A 21,382-nucleotide genomic window follows, 5' to 3' on the forward strand; every position below is an offset into this window, starting at 1 on the left:
GACGCCGCAAGCTTGCATGTCAGTCATGCATCGGGATGCATCCATTCGGGCGAATCCCGCCGTACACTACAATACCGCCTTAGCCGCACCCCGCGCTTAACCCGACACACGGAGCACCATGGCATTCGGCAAATGGACCCTGAGACCAGCGCTCGCCCCCCTGCTGGCCGCAGGCTCGCTGGCCGTGCTGACGTGGGCGTCGTATGCCTGGGTCAAGCAGCGCCAGCTCGATGAATTGCACCGCACCCTCGATTCGCGCGCGGAACTGTATGCGGCGTCCATTGGCGGCGCCCTCAACAAATACGAATTCCTGCCCCTGGCCGTGGCGCAAAGCGATGCCGTGGCGCAACTGCTGGAGCAGCCCGACGCCGCCAGGGTGGCGCAGATCAATGCCTACCTGATCGACATGAACCGCCGTGCGGGCGCCTTTGCCGTCTACGTGCTCGACGACAAGGGCACGACCCTGGCATCGAGCAACTGGCAGGAAGCCAGCTCGTATGTGGGCGTCAACTACGGCTTCCGTCCCTATTTCAAGAACGCCATCGCGGGCGGCATCGGCCGCTTCTACGGCATCGGCGCCTCCACCTTCGAGGCCGGCTACTTCATTTCGCAGCCCGTGCAGCGCAACGGACGCATCCTCGGCATCGTCGCCGCCAAGGTCAACCTGGACTGGATCGAACAATCGTGGCGCACGCCGGGCGCGGGCGAGCAGATCTGGGTCAAGGATGCGAATGGCGTGATCATCCTGGCCACCACGCCCGCCTTCAAGTTCAAGACGCTGGCGCCGCTGGCGCCGGCCGCGAAGAACGATATCAGCGCACAGCGCCAATTCCTGCAGGAAAACCTGCCCATCCTGCCGCACCGCGTGCAGCGCCAGTTTGCCGATGGCGCCAGCGTCATGACGCTCGAGCGGCCTCAGGCGGGCGATATGCCGGCCCTGTCGGGCAGCGCCGACTACCTGGCCGTCAACCGCGCGCTCGGTCCGCTGCAATGGCAGATCACCGTGCTGGCCGAACTCGACCAGGTCAACGCGGCGGCCCGCAATGCGGCCATCGCCGCCGCGCTGGGCTGGGCCCTGCTGCTGCTGGCCCTGATGTATGCGCGCCAGCGCCGGCGCCGCATCGCCGAGCGCCTGAACGCGCAGCAGACGCTGGCGCGCGCCTATGAACAGCTGGAAATCAAGGTCGAACAGCGCACGGCCGACCTCGTGCACGCGAATGGCCGCCTGCAAGCGGAGGTGAGCGAGCGCGAACGGGCTGAGCAGACCCTGCGCTACGCCCAGGCGGAACTGGTGCAAAGCGGCAAGCTGGCCGCCATCGGGCAGATGGCGGCCGGCGTCACGCATGAGCTCAACCAGCCGCTGGCCGCCCTGCAAACGTTTTCCGACAATGCCAAGGTGTTCCTGGCACGGGGCCGCATCGACGATGCGCTCGACAACCTGTCGACCATTTCCGACCTCGTCAAGCGCCTCGGCTACGTGACGTCGCAGCTGAAGGGCTTTGCCCGGCGCAGCGACGATGCGCGCAAGCCCGTCAGCGTGCGCCAGGCGTTTGCGCAAACCATGCTGCAAATCCGCACGCGCAAGAATTCGCAGCGCCTGACCCTGCATGAAAGCTGGCTTGAGGACGACATCATCGTGCTGTGCAACGCCATCGGCCTGGAACAGGTGTTCAGCAACCTGATCACCAACGCCATGGATGCCGTACCGGAAAGCGCGCCCGTGCAGATCTGGCTCCAGGTGCGCCGCGAAGGCGCACTGGCCATCATCCATATCACCGATAATGGCCCCGGTATCCCGCTGGCGTCGCTGGACAAGATCTTCGACCCCTTCTATACCACCAAGGAACACGGCCTGGGACTGGGCCTGTCGATCAGCGCCGGCATCCTGCGCGCGGCCGGCAGCGCGCTGGCCGTGCGCAACCGCAGCGCCGCGGAAGGGGGCGGCGCGCAATTTACCATCACCCTGAGCTGCGACCCGGGGGAGAACAAGATAGAGACGAAGGAAACAGGGAATGCACGAGAATAATTTTGAGGGCATGCAAGTGCTGCTGGTGGAAGACGATGCCGTCGTGCGCAAGGGCGCCCGGCAATCGCTGGAACTGGCGGGGCTGCAAGTGACGGCCGTCGCCACGGCCGAGGAAGCGCTGCCCTACCTGGTGCCCGAATTTGCCGGCATTTTATTGAGCGATATCAAGCTGCCCGGCATGGATGGCCTGAAACTGCTCGATATCGCCGTGGCGCAGGATGCCAGCCTGCCCGTCATCCTCGTCACGGGCCACGGCGACGTGTCGATGGCCGTGGGCGCCATGCGCCGTGGCGCGTATGACTTCATCGAAAAACCGTTTTCCGCCGACCTGCTGGTGGAAGTGTGCCGCCGCGCGCTCGATAAACGCCACCTGGTGCTGGAAAACATGAACCTGCGCCGCCAGCTCGAGCAGCGCGTCGGCATCGAGGCGCGCATCGTGGGGCGCAGCGCAGCCATGGCCAAGGTGCGCCAGCTGGTGCTGAACCTGGCGCCGAAATCGGCCGACATCATCATCCTCGGCGAAACGGGGACGGGAAAAGAGCTGATTGCGCGCTGCCTGCACGACTTCAGCGAGCGGCGCGACCACCCGTTCGTGGCGATTAACTGCGGCGCCCTGCCCGAATCGATCTTCGAATCGGAACTGTTCGGCCACGAGGAAGGGGCGTTCACGGGCGCCCAGCGCCAGCGCATCGGCAAGATCGAATACGCGAACGGCGGCACCCTGTTTCTCGATGAAATCGAAAGCATGCCGCTGGCCCTGCAAGTGAAGCTGCTGCGCGTGCTGCAGGAGCGCCAAGTCGAGCGCCTCGGTTCGAACAAATTAATTTCCGTCAATTTCCGCGTGATCGCCGCCGCCAAGGAAGACTTGAATGTGCTGGCCGAGCAGGGCAAGTTCCGCCCCGACCTGTATTACCGCCTGAACGTGGCCAGCCTGACCCTGCCCGCGCTGCGCAACCGGCGCGAGGATATCCCGCTGCTGTTCGAATTCTTCGTGCTGCAGGCGGCGCTGCGCTATGGCCAGCCGGCAGCCCTCGTCAGCGGCGAGCTGATCGCGTCCCTGATGGCACAGCGCTGGGCCGGCAATGTACGCGAGCTGCACAATGTGGCCGACCGTTTCGTGCTGGGCTTGCTCGACGATACCCTGAGTCCGGCCGGCTGCCGCGAAGCATCGCTGGCCGAACAGGTCGACACTTTCGAGATTTCCATCATCGAGGAAGCCTTGCGCCGCCACAATGGCAACGTCATCGACGCGGCCGCCAGCTTGAATATTCCGAAGAAAACCCTGTACGACAAGCTCAAGCGCTTCGATATCTCGACGGAGCAGTTCCGTTGAACTGAAGCAAATAGCCGACACCGGCATGAGGCGGCGTCCTACCCGTGCAGGCGGACAGATGTGTGAGAATGCAAGCTCATACTCTTATTTGCACAGGATACCGCCATGAAAACCGCCGCTCTCTTGCTGGCCGCCACCCTGATGACGGTCGGCGGCGCCTGGGTGCAAGCCCAGTCGACGACGAATCTGAACCAGACGGGCAACCACACCAACAACCGCAACGATCCGGGCCAGCAATCGGACGCATCCGACAAGCTCGACAACAAAGGCAAGCTGGTTCACGACGCCAAGCCCGGCAAAACGCGCACGGACAAGCGCAGCCGGCGCGGCAAACCCGTGGCCACGCCGGACACTCCGGCAGCCAGCGGACCCGCCACCACGCCCCCAGCGACGCCGACCGTACCGGCCCGCTAAGCCCCGCCTCCAGCGCTGCGCCACATTGCTCCACGGCACGCTATCATCACGCCTTTTCAAGATAGCCAGGATGACAATGAAAGCAGCATGGTGTGGAATGGTGGCGGCCAGCGTATTCGCGGCCGCCAGCGTACAGGCGGCGCCCACGGTGGGCGAATGCATGGAACTGACGACGGGCGTCAAGTTCAGCAAGAACAATGGCGACGCGCAAGTCAACGTCGAAGAAATGTTCGAGGGCAAGAAACTCAAGGGCACGCAGCTGATCCTCGACGGCGGCGCCTTGCTGGCCACGTCCTACCAGGATATCCGCGATGGCCAGGTCTTCCTGACGGGCACGATCCATTACAACGAAGACGGCACCGTGCGCAGCAAGAACGTCTACGCGCCGCAGTCCGCCATCCCCGCCAACATGCGTCGCGGCCAGGAAGTGCGCGTGCAGTTCACGGACACGCAAACGAACACCCACTATCCGCTGGCCGGCCTGTCCGACAAGATCACGACCTCGACGCGCACGGATCAACGCGATTTCTCGATCACCTTCCTGGGCTGGGAACGCCTGGAACTGGGCGGGCGCCGCTTCCCCGACGCCTGCAAGTTCGAACTGCGCGACGTGGGCGGCAAGAGTAAGGGCAAGAGCGGCGAATACGTCTGGTATGCGCAGGGTTTCGGCGTCATCATGATGGACAAGCTGGACAAGGATGGCGATGTGCAGCCGGCCTACCGCATTGCATTGACGAACATCATCAGCGCGCCATAAGTATTTTTTGACAATGCTTCGCCGGAATCGGCACATACCCTTCTAGTCAGGAAAGCATGTGCCGATCGAACCTGGTGGTGGTCCATGCGGCCCGTCATGGCGGTCGCCGCCGCTACCACCCTGTTTCTGCTCGACGGCGCACAAGTACCGCACACGAATCCGCGCGCGCGGCCGGTCGTTCTGCATCTGGATGGGCTTGTTATGGGGTGCCCGCCAGTGGCGGACAAAAAACTGGCCAACAGCACAAGCCACGGTGCCTAATTCAGCTGCGCCAGCGCATTGCCCCGCACCTGGAACGCGACCTTCACCACCGTCTTGCCGTCGCCGTCGACAAGGGCCAGCGCATGCTTGCCCGGCACGGGGCGCCAGCTGACGCTGTCAAGAGCCGCGCCCAAATCCTTGCCGTCAAGCACCCAGCGCAAGCCCTGGCTGCCCTGCGCCTGGAAGAACACGCGCTGCAAGGCGGGCGGGATGTCGGGGTCGATGGCGAGGATGCTGTCCTCGGCCGGATACACGATGGCGGGCGGTCTCAGCGTGTCGCCCACGACGGCGATGACGGCGCTTTCCGTTCCCGCGATAAACCATTCGCGGCGCGGCGCTTCCAGCGCGGGCTGGTACGCCACCATCTGCTGCAGCACGCCGGACGGCGCCTTCGGCGCATGGCTGGGCACGTTCTTGTGCAGATAATCCATGACGTCGCGCCACACGGGTGCGGCGCCCGTCACGCCGGACACGTCCCACATGGGCTTGCCATCGAAATTGCCCACCCAGACGCCCACCGTGTAGCGCTCCGAGTAACCCATGCACCAGTTGTCGCGCATGTCCTTGCTCGTGCCCGTCTTGACGGCGCTCCAGAAATTCGTCCCCAGCTCGTTGCGCAAGCCGAAGGTCATGCTGCGCGCGGCGCGGTCGGCGAGGATGTCGCTGACGATGAAGGCGGCGCCCGGCTCCATCACGCGGCGCCGGTCCCTGCCTGCCTGGCCCGGCTGCAGGCTGGCCGTGCTGTAGCTGCCGCCATTGGCCAGCGCGCGGTAGGCGTTGGCCAGTTCCAGCAGGGTCACCTCGGACGAGCCCAGCGCCAGCGAGGGACCATAGTATTCAGCCGGCTCCGTCAAGCTGGACAGGCCCACGTCCTTGAGGCGGTTGTAAAAGCCGTCCTGCCCCGTCAGCAGCACCGTGCGCACGGCGGGAATGTTCAGGGAACTGGCCAGGCTGGTGCGGGCGCTGACATGGCCCTTGAAATTGCGGTCGTAGTTTTGCGGCGCATACATGCCGGACGCCGTGGCGACGTCGAGCGGCGTGTCGTCCATGACGGACGCCGCCGTCATCAGGCGGCGTTCGATGGCCAGTTCATACAGAAACGGTTTCAGGGTGGAACCGGCCTGGCGCAGGGCCGTCACGCCATCGACGTGGCTGCCGCCCGCATTGCCCACATAGGCGAGGATCTCGCCGCTGCGGTTGTCGAGCACGACGATGGCGCCATCGTTGACATTGCGCTCGCGCAAAGATGCCAGCTGCTGGCGCAGATTATCCTGGGCAAAACGCTGCAGCGGACCGTCGAGCGTACTGCGCACGGAGACGCCCGACTGCTTGAGCAGCTGCTGCGCCACCTGCGGCGCCGGCGCCAGGTCGGCATACAGGGCCGTGCGCTGCAAGGCCGTCTGCACGCGCTGGCCGATCAGCTGGCAGCTGCTGTCCATGCGCGCTTCCTTGGCCAGCGCGCAGGCACGGCGCGTGACGGTGGCCAGCGGCGCGTTCGGCGCGCGCACGAGGCTGGCCAGGATGATGCCGTCCGTCTGGTTCAGGCCCGACGGCGCCTTGCCGAACAGGCTGTACGAAGCGGAGGCGATGCCCTGCAGCTCGCCGCGGAACGACACGAGGTTCAGATACGCCTCGAAAATCTGCGCCTTGCTCCAGCTATCCTCGATGGCTTGCGCCGCGCGCATCTGCTCCCATTTCTGGCGCAGGCTGCGCCCGCCCGCCTGCGCCTGCAGGTCCGCGTCGAGCTGGCCCGCCAGCTGCATGGTGATGGTCGAGGCGCCCCGGGGCTTTTTCGCAAACAGATTGTCCCAGGCGGCCGTGGCCAGCGCCGACAGATCCACGCCGCCATGGCGCATGAAGCGCTGGTCTTCGGCCAGCAGCACGGCCTGCTGCACGGCGGGAGAGATGTCGGCCAGCGGCACCCACGGCAGGCGGCGCGCCTTCATGTCCACGCGCAAGGATTGCAGCGGCGCGCCGCTGCGGTCGAGCAACTGCGCTTCCGAGCTGCGGTAGGCGGCCTGCACCTGGCCCGGCGTCAGCACCGCTTGCGCGAAGAGCGGACCGGATAGCATGCAGCCCATAACAAAAATCAACTTCTTCACTGCCCCACCTGCACATTCGCATTTGGCGACTCGCCAAACATCTCGGGCGAATACATGGCTTCGATGCGCGTGGCCGGCAGGCTGAAGTCGCCCGCATTGTTCAGGCGCACCGTGTATTCCACGCTCCAGTTGCCCTTCGGCACGAAGGCGTAGTACGCGCGGAAGGCGTCGAAAGCCCGTTCCTCGAACGTGGGCCAGACCCAGCCCGTGGATTTTTCGCCGGCCGTCAGCAGCTGCGAATCGCGGTCCAGGCCATTGCCCAGCACCGTGGCGCTGGCCGGGATCGGGTCGTCGACCACCACCCAGCTCATGTCCGCCTGCGCCGACAAGTCGAGGCGCACGCGGTAGACGTCGCCGCGCGACCATGCGCCCGCCGTCTTCTGTTCCACGGGCGTAATGGTTTTCCTGATCCTGTAGCCGCTGGAGACGGGCGCCTTGAGCGGGATGGCGGCTAGGCTTTGCACGGTGGCCCACGGTTTGCCCGTGCCGCTGTGCGCCAGGCCCAGGGTGTCCATGCCTTTCGGCCACGCCTGCAGCACGGGGCCCACTTTCGCCGCGCCATTCCACACGAGCGCTTGCGTATCGCCGCCCAGCTTCACGGCGCTGGCGCCCGTCACGGGCGTCGCTTCGAACTTGGCGGAGAACTTGGCGATGGCCAGCGTGCCCCAGGCATTCGCCACCGTGGTATCCCAGCGCCCCTTCTTCTGGCGGCCCATGCTGCCGCGCACGAGGCGGCCGATGTCGTCCTTCCACGCCGGGTCGTCCAGCACGGCCAGCAGCAGGCGGTTGGCGTTGACGTCGCCGGACACCATCAGCCACCACCAGTTATCCTTGCGTTCGGTGGAAAAGCCCATGGTCGTGCCCTGGAAATTCAGGCGCGAGCGCAGGATCTGCTGCGCCTCGGCCAGTTGCGCATCGCGGCGCGCCAGGCCTGGCGTGCGTTGCAGCAGCAAGCTCCAGTCGATGACGGCGGACGTCGGCCACAGGTTCGGGTTGATGCTGATGCTTTCCAGCGCATCGGGCGGCACCTTGTTCGAACGCGACAGCGCTTCCAGCGCCGCCAGCTTGCGCACGGCCAGGTCGGTCGTGGCCAGCGCCGAACGGCGCACGATGCGGCCCTGCACGAAGGCCGTCAAGGCTTCTTCCATGCGGTTCTTCGTCTGTTCGGGAATCGCATAGCCGGCTTCCGCAGTTGCCGACAGCACATACGCCGTCAGGCTGTCGCTGCCTTGCTCCATGATGGGGAAGTATTTCAGCATGCCGTCGCCATCGAGGTAGGCGGGCAGGCTGGCGGCCAGCCTGTTCCACGCCTCCTGGTCTTGCAGGGCGATGGCTTTCGACGTGTTTTGCTCGAAGCAGGTGTACGGATACGCGGCCATGTATTCGCGCACGCCGGGCAGCTCGCCGCCCAGCCTGGCCGCAAAGCTGGTCTGGATGCCGCCACGGCCCGGCAAGGCACCGGCCGGCATCTGCACGGACATATTGATGGGCTTCTCGATCTGCAGCAAGGTGGCCTGGTAGGTGCGCACGGGCGTGGCCTGGCCCACCTTTTGCGTGATTTTCAGCTTGTCCGTGTGCTTGCCCGCCTTGGCATTGATATCCCACACGACCGTTTGCGCGCCGAGCGGCACCTGGTAATCCCAGCCTGTCTCGCGCGCTTCGCCTGCCGCCAGGGTCAGGTTCTGGCGCGGCAGCGCCTTGCCCGCCGCCGTGGCATTCAATTCCACGCTCAGCGAGGCAGCCGAGGTGTTGCGGACCGTAAAGCCGGCACGCAGCTGGTCGCCTTCGCGCACGAGGGTCGGCAAGCCCGACATCAGGATCAGGTCTTGCGAACTGCGGATGTCCGTGCTGCCCGTGCCAAACAATTCCTTGCCGGCGCTGGCGACGGCGACGATGCGGAACGCCGTCAGCGAGTCGTTCAGCGGTACTTGCACGGTGGCTTCGCCCTTGGCGTCGAGCTTGACGGTGCCCTTCCAGAACAGCAGGGTATCGAACAGTTCACGGCTGGCGCCCTTGCCGCCACCACCGCCGGCCGGAAATGCCTTGCGGCCGAAGTGGCGCTTGCCGATCACCTGCATCTGCGCCGTCGCCGTTTCCACCTGCAGGCTGCGCTGCGCCATCATGGTATCGAGCAGCTTCCAGCTATCGTTGGGCATCAATTCCAGCAAACCCGTGTCGACGGCCGCCAGCGCTACTTCGGCGCCGACCGGCAACGACTTGCCATCGGCGCGGCGCACGCGCACGGACACTTCCGCCTTGTCGCGCGTCTGGTAGACCTCCTTGTCGGATACCACCATCACGTTCAGTTCATGCGCCTGCCACCCCACGTTGAGCGGCGCGATACCCATCTTGTAGGCCGGCTTGCCCAGGTCGACCAGGGCCGTCGGCTGCACGCCATCGACCCGGCCCCGCACGACAAACACGGACACATACACATTCGGCGCGTAATTCGGTTTGACCGGGATAGCCACCACCGGTTCCCGGCCATTGAGCTGGCGCACATAGGTGTCGAGGATGCCTTCGCGCTCGACCGTGATCAGGGCCGTGCCCGAGCGGAACGGCATGCGCACCTGCAAGCTCGCTTCCTGGCCCGGCTCATAGCGTTTTTTTTCAGGCAAGACGTCGATGCGGTCATTGTCGCTGGCGTTGAACCACCAGTCGCCGCTGCCGGCCACCCAGGTTTCGCGGTTGGCGACGGCCGTGTTGCCGGCGCCATCCTGCGTGCTGGCGCGCAGAATCAGGTTGCCGCTGGCGGGCGCCCTGACGTCGCAGATCAGCAGACCCTTGCCATCCGTCCTGCCATTGCAGGCCGGGCCCAGCTTGACCACTTCGCTGCTGTTTTCATACGCATAGAAGCCGCCGATCAAACGCCGGCGGTGCGAATAGCTGTTGCGCTGGAAGAAATCGACGGCGACGGCCGCATTCGCCACGGGCTTGCCCGCGGTCGACAGCACGGCCACCGTGAACTTGAATTTATCCTTGCTCAAGTCCCACGCGTCGGGCTTGATGCCGATCACATAGTTTGACGGCCACAGCGGCACGCGCGTGGCGACGGACGCCGTCTCGCCATTCGCATCCTGGAAAGCCATTTCCGCCACCAGGTCGCGCGGCGTGGACAGCTGCGGCAGCTGGTCGATGACGATGCGCGCGCCGCCCGCCTTGTCCAGGCTCAGGCTTTGCGTGCGCGCGGCGGCCGCACCGGCGCCGGCACGCCCGCCATTGCCTTCATCCTGCCATTCGCCTTCGTCGTCGTCATAACCGGTGCCCTGCTTGACGAGGCCTTCCTTCACGTCGCCATTGCTGAAGCTGTAGTCGGGATAGTCGGCAAAGGAAACGCTCTTGTCCTGCAGTACCGTGCGCAGCTTGACGGGCGCGTTGGTGGCGGCGCCGCCGGCCAGATACGTGATTTGCGCATCGAGGGCCAGCTGCTTCGCCTGCACGGCCGGCGCCTTCGGCCCCTGCAGCACGGCTTTCATGGTCGGCACGCGGAATGCCTCGACGCGGAAACTGCCGGAGGGCCGGCCCGCCATCGTCACGCTGTATTCGCCCTGCTTGGCGTCGGCGGGAATCACCCAGTCGCTTTCCGCCGTGCCGCTGGCGGACCAGCGCAACGGCAGCTGGTAGTTCTGGTCGCTGCCCTGGTGCGTGATGACGACGGAGGTGGCGCTGCCGGGACCGTTGTTCTTGTCGACCAGGCCGATGCCCTGGCCCGTGTGCTTGCGGATGAAATGCTTCATGTGCACGGTTTCGCCGGCACGCAGCAGGGTGCGGTCGAATACGGTTGCCAGCAGGGTGTTGTCGGCGCGCGTATCGTCCGTCGGCAAATTGAAACGCCAGGCTTCGATGCCGCCCACCCAGTCCGACAGGGTAAACGTCATGTCGCCGCCGCTGCGCGCACTGATAAAGTAGCGGCCATTATTCTTGCAGCTGGAATTGGCCAGCTCGCCGGCTATCTGCGCCACGCCGTCCGCCCCCGTGGCGCCTTGCCACAGCAGCTTGCCGGCGCAGTCGCGCACGGCCACTTGCGCCTTGGCAACCGGGGCGCCCTTGTCGAGCGACGTCACCCACACCAGCGACGATTGCGCGCCATGCTTGAAGTGGGCCGCCAGATTCGTCACCAGCGCGGCCGTGCGGATATACGCGGTGGTCGGCTTGCCCAGCAGCACTTTGCCGAGGATGGGGCTGGCCAGCTCGACCACGTAAAAACCGGGCTTCTGCAAGGGGATGCCGATCACTTCAAACGTCTTCCTGCCATCGGGACGCGGCAGGCTGAGGGGCCGCGTGCCGGCCGCATCCGCCAGCACGGATTTGCTCATGTTGCCCGCATATTGCGCGTACGGCTGCCAGTATTCGCCCGCGTCGCCATTGCCGGCTAGGCGCTGCATCCACTCGATGATGAACTTGTCGTCATTGTCGGGCACGCGCAAGGTGGCGCCCGTGGCAGCCTGCGCCGATGCCGATTCCCTGGCGATTTCCTTGCCAGTGAGCACAGGCTCGATATTGCGCACCGTCACGGGCAGCAAGCCGTCGCCCTTGGCTTCGATGATGCCGAACGGGGCCGGGAATTTCAGCAGCGGCGGCTGTTCGCCCGTGCGCACCGTCATGGGAAAGCGCGCGCGGTTGAGCAAGGCGCGGCCGGCGTCATCCGTCAGCTTCGGCGGCAAGTTCAGGATGAAGCTCGCTTGCACGGGAAATGGCCCGTTGAAGGTGGCGCCGTTCAGGAATTCCGCCTTTTCTTCCTCTTTCGCGAGCGTCGGCGCATACGTCTTGCCGCCTCCCGTCAAGGTCATGGCGCGCACCAGCGATGCTTTCACGGGCGCGGAAAACTGCACGCGCATGGGCAGGAACGGGATGCACTGCTCCTTCGGGTTGCTGCGCTCGCAGCTGAACTTGGCCGTGAAGTCGGGCCGCGTGCGGAAATTCAGGCTTTGCGCCTTCTCCGTGGCGATGCCGCTGGCGCTGGCGATGCCCTCGCCCCACACCAGCGACACCTTGGCGCTGGCGGGGAAGCTGCGCTTGCATTGCAGCACGGTGACGGGCAGCGGCGGCGCGCCCTTGCTGGCCACGGGCATGCCCACTTTCCACACCGTCCCCCGCTTCTTGAAATACATGGTCAGGTAGCGATCGAGGAAGCTTTTGCGCAGGGTCAATACCTGTTCCAGTTCCTTGCCCTTGAGCAGCCGCACGGGAATCTTTTCATTGATGCCATCGGCGCGGCAATATGCGTTCGCGGCGACGCTGGCCTCGTCCGGCGCGGCGTCCAGGCCCAGCACGAAGATCTGGTTTTCATCGATATACGGCTGGCCGTCATACGGTACGGCCTCGACGATGGCTGGCCCGCCCGTGGAAAAGCGGTAGGCCGCCGTTCCCTGCACGGGCTTGCCCTGCAAATCCTGCAGACCTGGTTTCAAGGTAAACCGGCAAGCCACGCCGGCTGGCAAGTCGCGCTCGAAATCGTAATTCCAGTTGCGCTCGTCAGCCCAGCGTCCCGCGCCCGCCACGACGGCAGGCTCGGCCTTGCCGCAATCGATGGCGAACGGCGCGGGCAAGCCCATGTCGCCGAACGGCACCATCGGCGTGGCGAACTGGGCCCGCACCTGGCGCACGGCCTTGACCGTGCCGCTCGGTGAAAACAGCGTCACGCCGCCATCGGCCCAGGCCGGCATAGGCGTGCCCAGCGAGAGCAACAGACAGAGGGCGGCGATATTGCCAGGCAAGCGGAACGAAAGCGGGGGAATGGCCTTAGGCACGAGTGACTCCTTGATGAAAAGTGGCGGAGCTGGCTGCGGCACGCAAAAGTTGCCCAAGAGAAGCCCAGGAAAACAACAGAACGCGGCAGGAATACAACATCAATGTAATATTAGTTATCAAGCTCATCATTGTTGCTAATATACAGTGGCATGCTGGTAACAAGTCGTACGATTGCCTCTTGCGCCAAGGTCAGGGATTGACGATTTGTTACGACAATCCCCCGAGGCAAATTAGTTTTTTTCAACATCAGAGTATTTGTCGTGAATCTGCAACACCATTGATATACAACAATGCTTTGTGCGCCAACGCACCGACCGCTTGAACCTGGAACCGTATTCTCTAGTCCAACAGCAGTGCATTTATCGCAAGAAGGACGCACCTGGAATTGTTGTCCGTTAGCAATAGCATGTCTAGCATGATGTCGTATTGATGCCGTAGAGAAAATCTCTTATCAACGTTGGGAGTTACTTGTGAATAATCTAAAAAAAATCGCCGTTGCCGCCGCAGTACTGTGCTCCGCCCTCGGCGCACAGGCCCAGGAAATCAATCCCTCCTGGTATATTCAACCTAGTCTCAACGCACTCAAGCCAGATTCCGACTTTGCCACCGACAAAACAGGTTATGGCGCAGGCTTGCGCTTTGGTAAGCCTGTTTCCCAGGACTGGGATATCCAGCTGGGCACCACGTATGCCCGTTCCAAGGATGGCAGCCAGCGCTACCAGCAAAACACGCTGGGCGTAGACGGCCTGTACCTGTTCTCGCGCAAGGCCTTCCGCCCCTTCCTGCTGGTCGGTGCCGGTATGCAACGCGACAAGGACACCAGCCTCGCCTTCGGTGAACGCACCAAGAGCTCGCCGTACGCCAGCGTGGGCCTGGGCTTCCAGTCCAGCATCACCGAGCAGCTGTCGCTCCAGGCTGACGTGCGCAATGTGCACGGTTTCCTGCGCGGCAATACCTTCGACCCGAGCAGCAAGTCCAACAACTACTACGTCACCGTGGGCCTGAACTACGCGTTCGACAAACCGCCTGCACCGCCAGCACCGCCGCCACCGCCGCCAGTGCGTGAAGAAGTCGTCGTCGTCGTGCCGCCACCACCGCCGCCACCGCCGCCACGCTTTGAAAAGGTGACGATGTCGGCCACGGAACTGTTCGCGTTCGACAGCGCCAAGCTCGGTCCGACACAGACCAAGCTCGACGAAATCGCCCGTGTGCTGAACGCGTCGCCGGACGTCAACAACGTCGTCATCAGTGGTTATGCCGACCGCATCGGTTCGCCCAAGTACAACCTGAAACTGTCGCAGCAACGTGCTGATGCAGTCAAAGAATACCTGGTCGCCCACGGCGTGGCCGCCAACCGCCTGACGGCCGAAGGCAAGGGCTCGACCAATCCGGTCGTCACGTGCGATAACAAGAAACGTGCCGACCTGATCAAGTGCCTGGAACCTAACCGCCGCGTTGAAGTGGAACAAATCACCATCGAACGCCGCGTACAGTAAGCATTACCAGTGGCACGCCACTAGTTACTAGTTAAAAAAAGGGGCTGCGGCCCCTTTTTTTCATTGAAAGCCACCATGAATTTCACTACCCGCTATCCGAAACTGGCCAGCCTGGCGCCACTCAGCAAGCAGATGCGCAGCGTCATCGTCTGTTCCGTCACCGAATGGCTGGAACATCGCGCCTCGAGCAAGGGCGCCGCCCTCGCCTACTACACGCTGTTTTCCATCGCTCCCATCCTCGTGCTGGTGATCGCCATCGCCGGCTTCTTCTATGGCCCGGCCGCCGCGCGCGGCGAACTGATGGGACAATTGCAGGGCTTGCTGGGCACGCAGGGCGCCGAAGCCATCCAGCTGGTGCTGGCCGGCGCGAAGAACCATGAACAGGGCCGCATCGCCACCCTCATCGCCAGCGCCCTGCTGCTGTTTGGCGCCACCAGCGTGTTTGCCGAACTGAAGGCGAGCCTCGATGAAATCTGGCAAGTCCCCCCCCTGAAGGAAGCGGGTGCCTGGGACATGGTCCGCACGCGCCTGCTGTCGTTCGGCCTCGTGCTGGTGCTGGCCTTCCTGCTGATGGTGTCGCTGGTGGTGAACGCCGCCATGGCCATCCTCGCCAATTTCTGGGAAGGCGTGTGGAAGGACACGGCCGTTCTGTTTACCATCCTGTCGAACCTGATCGGCTTTGCCGTCATCGCCAGCCTGTTTGCCGTCATCTACAAGATGCTGCCGCGCGTGCGCCTGTCCTGGCGCGACGTGCTGATCGGCGCCATCGGCACGGCTTTCATGTTTTCTCTGGGAAAATACGCGATCGGCGTGTATATCGGCAATAGCGGCGTGGCCAGCAGCTATGGCGCGGCCGGTTCGCTGGTGGCCCTGCTGCTGTGGGTATATTACTCGGCGCAAATCTTCTTCCTCGGCGCCGAATTCACGCGCCAGTTCGCCCTGCAGCTGGGCAGCATGAAGGACATGCCGAAGACGGCGGACGGCGATGTGCAAGTGAAGATATTGAAACGCCACCAGTCCTGAGCTCCTGCTCCGCATGCAACAACGGCGCCCGCGGGCGCCGTTTTCTTTGCGTTGCCGCAAGCTACTCGCCCAGCAGCTCGGCCACCACTTCCATGCCCTGCACGCGCTCGGCGACGACTTTCACGATGACGATGATGGGCACGCCCAGCAGCAAGCCCCAGACGCCCCACAGCCAGCCCCAGAACAGCAGGCTGATGAAGACGGCCGTGGGATTCATGCGCGCGATGCGGCCCGTCATCCAGGTGGTGACGAAGGTGCCGACGAGGGTGGCGATGGCCATGGAAGTGCCCGTCACCAGCAAGACCATTTCCAGCGATTCGAACTGCAGGAAAGCCACCAGTCCCGTGGCGATGGTGATCAGGAGCGGGCCGAAATACGGCATGATGTGCAGCAAGCCAGCCACGATGGCCCAGGCACCCGCGTTTTCCAGGCCGATCATGCGCAGGGCGATCCACATCAGCAGCGCCAGCAAGCCATTCGTGACCAGCAACATGAACATATAGTTCTGGATCGAGGTATTGATGTCTTCCAGGATATGCACGGTGACCTTCTTGCGGCTCAGCGACGGCCCCGTCAGCTTGACGAGCTTGCGCTTGAAGGTATCGCCCGACAGCAGCAGGAAGAAGACGAGGAAGATGACCATGGTGGCCTGGCTGAGGAAACCCACGAGGCCCAGCGAACCGGCCCAGACCCAGTCCATGATCTTGAAGTTCGGTGCCTCGGCGGCCGCCGCGCGGCGGTTGTTGCGGCGCGTCTCGGCGCCGGCGGCCACCTGTTCGATTTCATTGGCCACGGCCTGCATCTTCTGGAAGGTGCTGTTCTTGCCGCCCGTATTGGCGGCGATCAGGCGCGACAGCTTGTGCGTGGCGGCGGGCAACTCTTCGACGATGGACTCGAATTCGCCCTGCACCCGCTCGACGACGACGAGCGAGCCGAACAGGATCAGGGCCGTCACGGCCGTGGCGCCGATGGCGCGCGGCACGCGCAGTTTTTCCAGCCAGGCGACGACGGGGTTGAGGGTATAGGCAATGAAGATGCCAAAAATGACGGGAATGAGGAATTTCTGCGCCCATTGCAGCGCATAGATGAAGCTGACGGTGGCGATGATGCCCAGCGCCAGGCCGCGCGCATTGACATGCAGCGGCAGGCGCAAGGTGGGATCCGCCTCCGCGGGCGCACTCGGTGAGGGCGCCACGGCGTCGCTCGATGCCAGCTCTACCGGCTCGGGCGGGATATCTGAAGGCTGGGTATGCATGAGAATCCCGCTACGGTCGGTGGAGGGCCACAGCGCCAGCCCATGGGCCGGACGCTGCGGCAGGTCGTGCCATTACTTGACGCGGATATCGTTTTTCACCGATTTCACGCCTTTGACGCCGCGGGCGACTTCGCCAGCCTTGGCGGCATCCGACGGCTGGGCCACGAAGCCGCTCAGCTGAACCACGCCCTTGAAGGTTTCAACGTTGATTTCCGTCGATTTCAGGGTCGGCTCATTGAAGATGCTGGCCTTGACTTTGGTGGTGATCGCAGCGTCGTCGATGTATTCGCCCGTGCCTTCTTTGGTCGGGGTCGAAGCGCAACCTGCCACAGCGAACAGGGAAGCGACGAAGAGGCCAGTAGCGATAGATTTAGTGAATTTCATGGTTTTTTCCTTAGGAGTGGTCAATCAACGTGCTCACAATGAGCTTCTTATACCAGTCTGGTGACAGCGCGCCGAGTCGGCGTTCAGTAGCCAAACTGGGTTTTTGCAGCCTTGACACAGTCGTCTTTGGCTGCGCCGGCTAATGCATCGCATTTTTCTGCTGCGACCTTGTACTCGGCTTTTCTTTTTGCTTCACGCGCATCGCTGCGCGCTTCGATGACTTTCTTGTCCGCCTTGGCATCGGCCAGGGCCGCCACCTTGGTGGACTTGGCCAGCTTGACGCAGACATCCTTGTCGTTGCCCGTCAGCGCATTGCAGCGCGCCAGGTCGACGTCGTAGTTGGCATCGGCAATCTTGATGCGCGCCTTGGTGTAGGCACGCAGGGTATTCGTGTATTGCGCCTGGGCCACCGCTTCATCGTAGGCGCGCACGGCCTTCGCTTCGGCGATGCAGACATCCTTCGGGTTGCCCGTGATCTTGTCGCATTCGGCGTGCGCCTGCTTGTAGTTCAGGGCTGCCTGTTCATTGGCCGCCTTGTAGGCCGCCTTCGCTTCCGGGCTGGCCGCCATGGCCTGGCCGCCCCATGCCGCACAGGCCAGACCGATGACGATGGCGGCGTAGCGTTTATGGTTCTGCATCTTCTTGTTCATCTGCTGCTCCCTGGTGGTGACAAGCATGTCTGCTTGGCATGACTACCGTTTTACGTGGATAGTCGCCACTCTTCTGTACGCTGCCGTACACAAGCAATTTATTTTGAAACAAGCAGGCCAGTAAGGAGAAATAACAACGTTTCTGCGGAAATCGGGCGCCGGCGTGACCGTCCACACGCCAATAAGTGCGTGCGGCAGCGTACAGACCGGGCATGGGGCCGTGGCTAAGATGGCGCTACACCCTCACCACGTCAGGAGAATAAAATGAAAACCAACGCCACCTTGGCTGCACTGATGCTCGCCGCCACCGCTGTCCTCAGCGGTTGCGCCAACACCGGACCATCGCAGTCGCAGTATTACCCGGCCAATCAGCCTGAGTCCGCCAGTTACGGCACCGTCGATTCCATCCAGCTGGTGCAGGGCGGTGGACAAACCAGCGGCGCCGGCGCCGTGGTCGGCGGCATCGCCGGCGCCCTGCTGGGCAACACCATCGGTTCGGGCGGCGGCCGCACGGCGGCCACCGTGGCGGGCGCCGTTGCCGGCGGCGTCGTCGGCAACCAGGTGGAGGGGCGCCGCCAGCAAGCGCAGAACTACCAGATCAGCGTGCGCCTGGACAACGGCGAATACCGCACGGTAGTGCAGGACAGCGCCCAGGACTTGCGCCCAGGCAGCCGCGTGCGCGTCGTCGACGGCCGCGTCTACCGCTATTGATCATTCGGCGCGGCGGGTACGCCAGCCCGCGCCCCAGTTGCACCACATGCAAGACTACAAGGAGATACCATGGGCACCATCATTCTGGTCATTTTGATCCTGGCCCTGGTCGGCGTCCTGCCCACCTGGCCGCACAGCCGCAACTGGGGCTACGGCCCCAGCGGAATCGCCGGCCTCGTCGTTGTGATACTGATCCTGCTGCTACTCACGGGCAGGCTGTAAAAAGAGGCGCTACGGCGCCTTTTTTATTTCAAGGAGGAAATATCATGACTATCCACACCACATTCCTGGCCGCCGTGCTGGCCTGCAGCCTGTCGCCATTCGCGCTGGCACAGACGGCCAGCCCGCAACCGGGCGACCCGGCCCGCTGGTACCAGGAAGACAGCACGGCCCAGGCCCAGCTGCGCACCTTGCGCAAGGAAATCGCCGCCGCCCTGGCCGAAGCCAAAAAAGCCTGTCGCCTGGAACCGTCCGCCACGCGCACCGCCTGCCTGAAGGACGCACAGGACACTTACCGGCAAGACATGGCCAACGCGGAAAAACTGCGCGTAGCGGCCCATCCGCAGTGAGGGGCTGTTGCGACGCTGGACAAAACCGTCGCGGGCGGAAGAGAGAGGTGGCCAAGTAGCGCAACCGTACTAAGAGTCTATCCCGCTAGGGAGCGTCTTCTGCTGGCAGCGTATCAGGAGCGCGGACAAGGCGTGAGGAGGACGTGTGGCGAGCCACGCGACGACGATCAACGCAGCCCCCCCCTTCTGAGGGGCGGCAGCAGGGGATGTATTCATCTACCGGGATAAGCTCCAAGTACGGGGGCGCCGAGCCGGTGAGCATCGCAGGCCGCCCATACCCACGCGCGACAGGGGTGGACGGGTGTCGCTAGGCAACGTCGCGCTCGTAGGGCGGCAACTCGTGCACCACGAGCGGCGTGTCTTCCGTGACAAACGCCAGCCAGCCGGCCGCCTTGATCGCGCGCAAGGCATCCTGGTAGCCCTGTTCCCAGCGCCACTCGATGGAGCCCTTGGAGAAATTGATGTCCTTGGCCGCCATGTGCCAGTCGCGGCCCGCGTACGGCAGGCGCACGATGTGCATGGTGCTGTCGCAGCCGAGCGCCACCAGCTCTTCCGCCTGCCGGTGGCTGTGCGCGTCGTCGGGCAGCCGGGCATACAGTTCACGCAATTTATGCTGCAGGGTATGCGTGTTGACGTAGTCTTCGATATGGCGCTTCGAGCGCGAGGCGAACGTGACGTCCTTTTGCCGCGTCTGCACTTCATCGAGCGTGGTCGGCTCCGGCCCTTCCGAGCTCCACAAATCGACCATGAAGACCAGCGTGTCGACGTGGGGAGTATCGTCGAGCACGGTTTCCAGCGGCGTATTCGAATACAGGCCGCCATCCCAGTACAGGTCGCCATCGACGCGCACGCCGGCAAAGCCGGGCGGCAAGGCGCCGCTGGCGCGGATGTGGTCGGCCGTCAGGCGCTGCTTCTGGCTGTCAAAGCTGGTCAGGCTGCCGCATTTCACGCGCAGGGCATTGACGGTCAGGCGCATGCCGCCGGGCTGGTTCAGGTAATCGAAGTCGACCAGGTCCTCGAGCGTCCCGGCCAGCTCGCTCGTGTCGTAGAAACTCGCTTCCTCCGGCTTGACGGCGATTCCGGCAGGAAACAGGCTGAACGCGCGTGGCTTGAAGAAGCCGGGCACGCCGCGCATGATGGTGTCGAGGGTGGCCAGCCAGATGTTCGAGCGGCGCTGCTGGTCGGACACGAGGTTCATGTCGATGCTGTCGCGGTGCGCGATGCGCTGCCAGAACTGTTTCAGGCGCACGAGGCGGTCTTCCTGTTTGTTGCCAGCCAGAATGGCCGCATTGATGGCGCCGATCGACGTGCCCACCACCCAGTCGGGCGCCAGCCCATGTTCGTGCAGCGCATGGTAGACGCCGGCCTGGTAGGCGCCCAGCGCGCCGCCGCCCTGCAGCACCAGCACGATGCGCAGGCGCGAAGGATTCAAGGAATTGACCGGTGTCTTCGAATGCATCATCAAGATAGCCCCTGTGTCCGCCGCGCGGAATGCGGCGTGAATCATTGTAAGGGATTGTGGCCCGCACTTGTGCGCGCGCTGGCGCCCGCGCGCGCAGGATGCCGGATGCGGGCAAAAAAAAGGCTCTGTCCTCGGTAAATAGGGGAAATGATGGAATCATTCCCCGGCTGCGCTGTCTGACTCTGCAGACTCACCATGCAGGGAGCAGATCATGCAGCCAGCCGAATGGATCAGCTTTATCGCGCAGTTTGCTCATCTGAGCAGACGCCAGCGGCAGGCTGGAATCGCCTTGTTGCAGGGCAATACATCCCACGACGCGACCGTGGCGCTGCTTGAAAAGGTCGCGCAGGCGCGCTTGGCCTGTCCCGCCTGCCGCTCGGCTCACCTGCACCGACATGGCCATGCGCACGGCCTGCAGCGCTACCGCTGCGTGCCCTGCGGCCGCACCTTCAATGCCTTGACGAGCACGCCGCTTGCCCGCTTGCGCCACAAGGCGCTATGGCTCGAGTATGCCGATTGCCTGCTCGACTCCGCCTCGGTGCGCCAGGCCGCTCTACAGCTGGGATTGCACCGCAACACGACGTTTCGCTGGCGCCACCGCTTTCTCAGCATAGCGAAGACGGACCGGCCGCATGGCTTGCATGGCATCGCCGAAGCTGACGAGCTCTACGTGCTGGAGTCGGAAAAAGGGGCGCGACAGATGACGCGTCCGGCCCGCCACCGGGGTGGCCGTGCGCACAAACGCGGCATATCCAATGAACAAGTCTGCATCCTGGTGGCGCGCGACCGCACCGGGCAAACCCTGGATTTCGTCACGGGCAAAGGGGCGTTGACGAAGGCACAGCTGCACCGCTGCCTATCGCCCGTGATCGACAAGGATATCCTGCTGGTCACCGATGAGCATGCGGCCTACCGGGCTTTTGCCAGCGAAGCGGGCATCAGCCACCAGACTGTCAACTTGCGCGCCGGCATCCGCGTGCAAGGCGCCGCCCACGTGCAGAACGTCAACGCCTATCACAGCCGCTTGCGGCAATGGCTACGGCCATTTCACGGCGTGGCGACGCGCTACCTGCCGAATTATCTGGGATGGCGCTGGATACTCGACGCCAGGCGCATCCGTTCACCCGAAACGTTATTGAAAGCAACGTTGGGTGCATTCCCACACTTGACAGTGACATAGCCAAAAAA

At 63.8% G+C, this 21,382-nt stretch carries 16 protein-coding genes; 10 read left to right on the top strand and 6 right to left on the bottom strand.

The window, feature by feature from the left end; all coding sequences use genetic code 11:
• The first annotated feature begins 118 nt into the window (after nucleotides 1-118).
• From AC1RDJ_RS21280 to AC1RDJ_RS21295, 4 genes are all read left to right on the top strand, one after another.
• Nucleotides 119-2,026, top strand: a complete 1,908-nt coding sequence (locus AC1RDJ_RS21280; RefSeq protein ID WP_493028606.1) for a sensor histidine kinase — start codon at nucleotides 119-121, stop codon at nucleotides 2,024-2,026.
• Entirely contained in the window at nucleotides 2,013-3,359 is a 1,347-nt protein-coding gene (locus AC1RDJ_RS21285) for a sigma-54-dependent transcriptional regulator (RefSeq protein ID WP_034758888.1), read from the top strand. The genes AC1RDJ_RS21280 and AC1RDJ_RS21285 overlap by 14 nt, the downstream gene beginning before the upstream one ends.
• Before the next feature lie 105 nt (nucleotides 3,360-3,464).
• Entirely contained in the window at nucleotides 3,465-3,773 is a 309-nt protein-coding gene (locus AC1RDJ_RS21290) for a hypothetical protein (RefSeq protein WP_156894902.1), read from the top strand.
• Nucleotides 3,774-3,849: 76 nt separating this feature from the next.
• Entirely contained in the window at nucleotides 3,850-4,530 is a 681-nt protein-coding gene (locus AC1RDJ_RS21295) for a hypothetical protein (RefSeq protein WP_156894903.1), read from the top strand.
• Between the two features lie 257 nt (nucleotides 4,531-4,787).
• Here the strand turns inward: AC1RDJ_RS21295 and pbpC are convergent, their stop codons facing one another.
• Nucleotides 4,788-6,872 carry a penicillin-binding protein 1C gene (gene pbpC / locus AC1RDJ_RS21300; protein ID WP_493028607.1) on the bottom strand — a complete coding sequence of 695 codons (2,085 nt, stop codon included), beginning with the start codon at nucleotides 6,870-6,872 and terminating at the stop codon, nucleotides 4,788-4,790.
• Between the two features lie 17 nt (nucleotides 6,873-6,889).
• Nucleotides 6,890-12,643 (bottom strand): alpha-2-macroglobulin family protein, encoded by a 5,754-nt coding sequence (locus AC1RDJ_RS21305; RefSeq protein ID WP_493028608.1) that lies wholly within the window; start codon nucleotides 12,641-12,643, stop codon nucleotides 6,890-6,892.
• Between the two features lie 471 nt (nucleotides 12,644-13,114).
• On the opposite strand from AC1RDJ_RS21305, the gene AC1RDJ_RS21310 reads away from it, so the two are divergent.
• Together AC1RDJ_RS21310 and AC1RDJ_RS21315 are read left to right on the top strand one after the other, a co-directional pair.
• Entirely contained in the window at nucleotides 13,115-14,140 is a 1,026-nt protein-coding gene (locus AC1RDJ_RS21310; protein ID WP_071324608.1) for an OmpA family protein, read from the top strand.
• Nucleotides 14,141-14,215: 75 nt separating this feature from the next.
• A complete protein-coding gene (locus AC1RDJ_RS21315) occupies nucleotides 14,216-15,163 on the top strand; it encodes a YihY/virulence factor BrkB family protein (RefSeq protein ID WP_071324609.1) in 948 nt (315 codons plus the stop codon).
• Nucleotides 15,164-15,224: 61 nt separating this feature from the next.
• Here the strand turns inward: AC1RDJ_RS21315 and AC1RDJ_RS21320 are convergent, their stop codons facing one another.
• The 3 genes from AC1RDJ_RS21320 to AC1RDJ_RS21330 all read right to left on the bottom strand — a co-directional run bounded on the left by AC1RDJ_RS21320 (nucleotide 15,225) and on the right by AC1RDJ_RS21330 (nucleotide 17,479).
• Nucleotides 15,225-16,316: an AI-2E family transporter gene (locus AC1RDJ_RS21320; protein WP_493028669.1), complete on the bottom strand. Its 1,092-nt coding sequence runs from the start codon at nucleotides 16,314-16,316 to the stop codon at nucleotides 15,225-15,227.
• A gap of 174 nt (nucleotides 16,317-16,490) precedes the next feature.
• Nucleotides 16,491-16,802, bottom strand: a complete 312-nt coding sequence (locus AC1RDJ_RS21325; protein ID WP_046682432.1) for a BON domain-containing protein — start codon at nucleotides 16,800-16,802, stop codon at nucleotides 16,491-16,493.
• 83 nt (nucleotides 16,803-16,885) lie between these two features.
• Complete coding sequence (locus tag AC1RDJ_RS21330) at nucleotides 16,886-17,479, bottom strand: hypothetical protein (RefSeq protein ID WP_493028609.1); 594 nt, start codon at nucleotides 17,477-17,479, stop codon at nucleotides 16,886-16,888.
• 237 nt (nucleotides 17,480-17,716) lie between these two features.
• On the opposite strand from AC1RDJ_RS21330, the gene AC1RDJ_RS21335 reads away from it, so the two are divergent.
• The 3 genes from AC1RDJ_RS21335 to AC1RDJ_RS21345 all read left to right on the top strand — a co-directional run bounded on the left by AC1RDJ_RS21335 (nucleotide 17,717) and on the right by AC1RDJ_RS21345 (nucleotide 18,732).
• Entirely contained in the window at nucleotides 17,717-18,163 is a 447-nt protein-coding gene (locus AC1RDJ_RS21335; protein WP_071324611.1) for an outer membrane lipoprotein, read from the top strand.
• A gap of 69 nt (nucleotides 18,164-18,232) precedes the next feature.
• Nucleotides 18,233-18,385, top strand: coding sequence for a DUF3309 family protein (locus tag AC1RDJ_RS21340; protein WP_071324612.1), 153 nt, complete (start codon nucleotides 18,233-18,235; stop codon nucleotides 18,383-18,385).
• 44 nt (nucleotides 18,386-18,429) lie between these two features.
• Entirely contained in the window at nucleotides 18,430-18,732 is a 303-nt protein-coding gene (locus AC1RDJ_RS21345) for a hypothetical protein (protein WP_289889214.1), read from the top strand.
• A gap of 307 nt (nucleotides 18,733-19,039) precedes the next feature.
• Here AC1RDJ_RS21345 and AC1RDJ_RS21350 read toward each other — a convergent pair whose 3' ends face one another.
• Nucleotides 19,040-20,194 carry a patatin-like phospholipase family protein gene (locus AC1RDJ_RS21350; protein ID WP_232250938.1) on the bottom strand — a complete coding sequence of 385 codons (1,155 nt, stop codon included), beginning with the start codon at nucleotides 20,192-20,194 and terminating at the stop codon, nucleotides 19,040-19,042.
• A 211-nt stretch (nucleotides 20,195-20,405) separates the two neighbouring features.
• Between AC1RDJ_RS21350 and AC1RDJ_RS21355 the strand changes: the two genes are divergently transcribed.
• A complete protein-coding gene (locus tag AC1RDJ_RS21355) occupies nucleotides 20,406-21,374 on the top strand; it encodes an IS1595 family transposase (protein WP_493028610.1) in 969 nt (322 codons plus the stop codon).
• Nucleotides 21,375-21,382 lie beyond the last annotated feature (8 nt).

The organism is Janthinobacterium sp. GW822-FHT07H10, assembly GCF_058798675.1.

Excerpts from the sequence above, each read along its gene's own strand:
- AC1RDJ_RS21315 (WP_071324609.1), top strand. The coding sequence starts at position 14,216 with ATGAATTTCACTACCCGCTATCCGAAACTGGCCAGCCTGGCGCCACTC.
- AC1RDJ_RS21330 (WP_493028609.1), bottom strand. The coding sequence starts at position 17,479 with ATGCTTGTCACCACCAGGGAGCAGCAGATGAACAAGAAGATGCAGAAC.
- AC1RDJ_RS21350 (WP_232250938.1), bottom strand. The coding sequence starts at position 20,194 with ATGATGCATTCGAAGACACCGGTCAATTCCTTGAATCCTTCGCGCCTG.
- AC1RDJ_RS21335 (WP_071324611.1), top strand. The coding sequence starts at position 17,717 with ATGAAAACCAACGCCACCTTGGCTGCACTGATGCTCGCCGCCACCGCT.
- AC1RDJ_RS21280 (WP_493028606.1), top strand. The coding sequence starts at position 119 with ATGGCATTCGGCAAATGGACCCTGAGACCAGCGCTCGCCCCCCTGCTG.
- AC1RDJ_RS21345 (WP_289889214.1), top strand. The coding sequence starts at position 18,430 with ATGACTATCCACACCACATTCCTGGCCGCCGTGCTGGCCTGCAGCCTG.
- AC1RDJ_RS21355 (WP_493028610.1), top strand. The coding sequence starts at position 20,406 with ATGCAGCCAGCCGAATGGATCAGCTTTATCGCGCAGTTTGCTCATCTG.
- pbpC (WP_493028607.1), bottom strand. The coding sequence starts at position 6,872 with ATGGGCTGCATGCTATCCGGTCCGCTCTTCGCGCAAGCGGTGCTGACG.
- AC1RDJ_RS21295 (WP_156894903.1), top strand. The coding sequence starts at position 3,850 with ATGAAAGCAGCATGGTGTGGAATGGTGGCGGCCAGCGTATTCGCGGCC.
- AC1RDJ_RS21290 (WP_156894902.1), top strand. The coding sequence starts at position 3,465 with ATGAAAACCGCCGCTCTCTTGCTGGCCGCCACCCTGATGACGGTCGGC.
- AC1RDJ_RS21285 (WP_034758888.1), top strand. The coding sequence starts at position 2,013 with ATGCACGAGAATAATTTTGAGGGCATGCAAGTGCTGCTGGTGGAAGAC.
- AC1RDJ_RS21325 (WP_046682432.1), bottom strand. The coding sequence starts at position 16,802 with ATGAAATTCACTAAATCTATCGCTACTGGCCTCTTCGTCGCTTCCCTG.
- AC1RDJ_RS21340 (WP_071324612.1), top strand. The coding sequence starts at position 18,233 with ATGGGCACCATCATTCTGGTCATTTTGATCCTGGCCCTGGTCGGCGTC.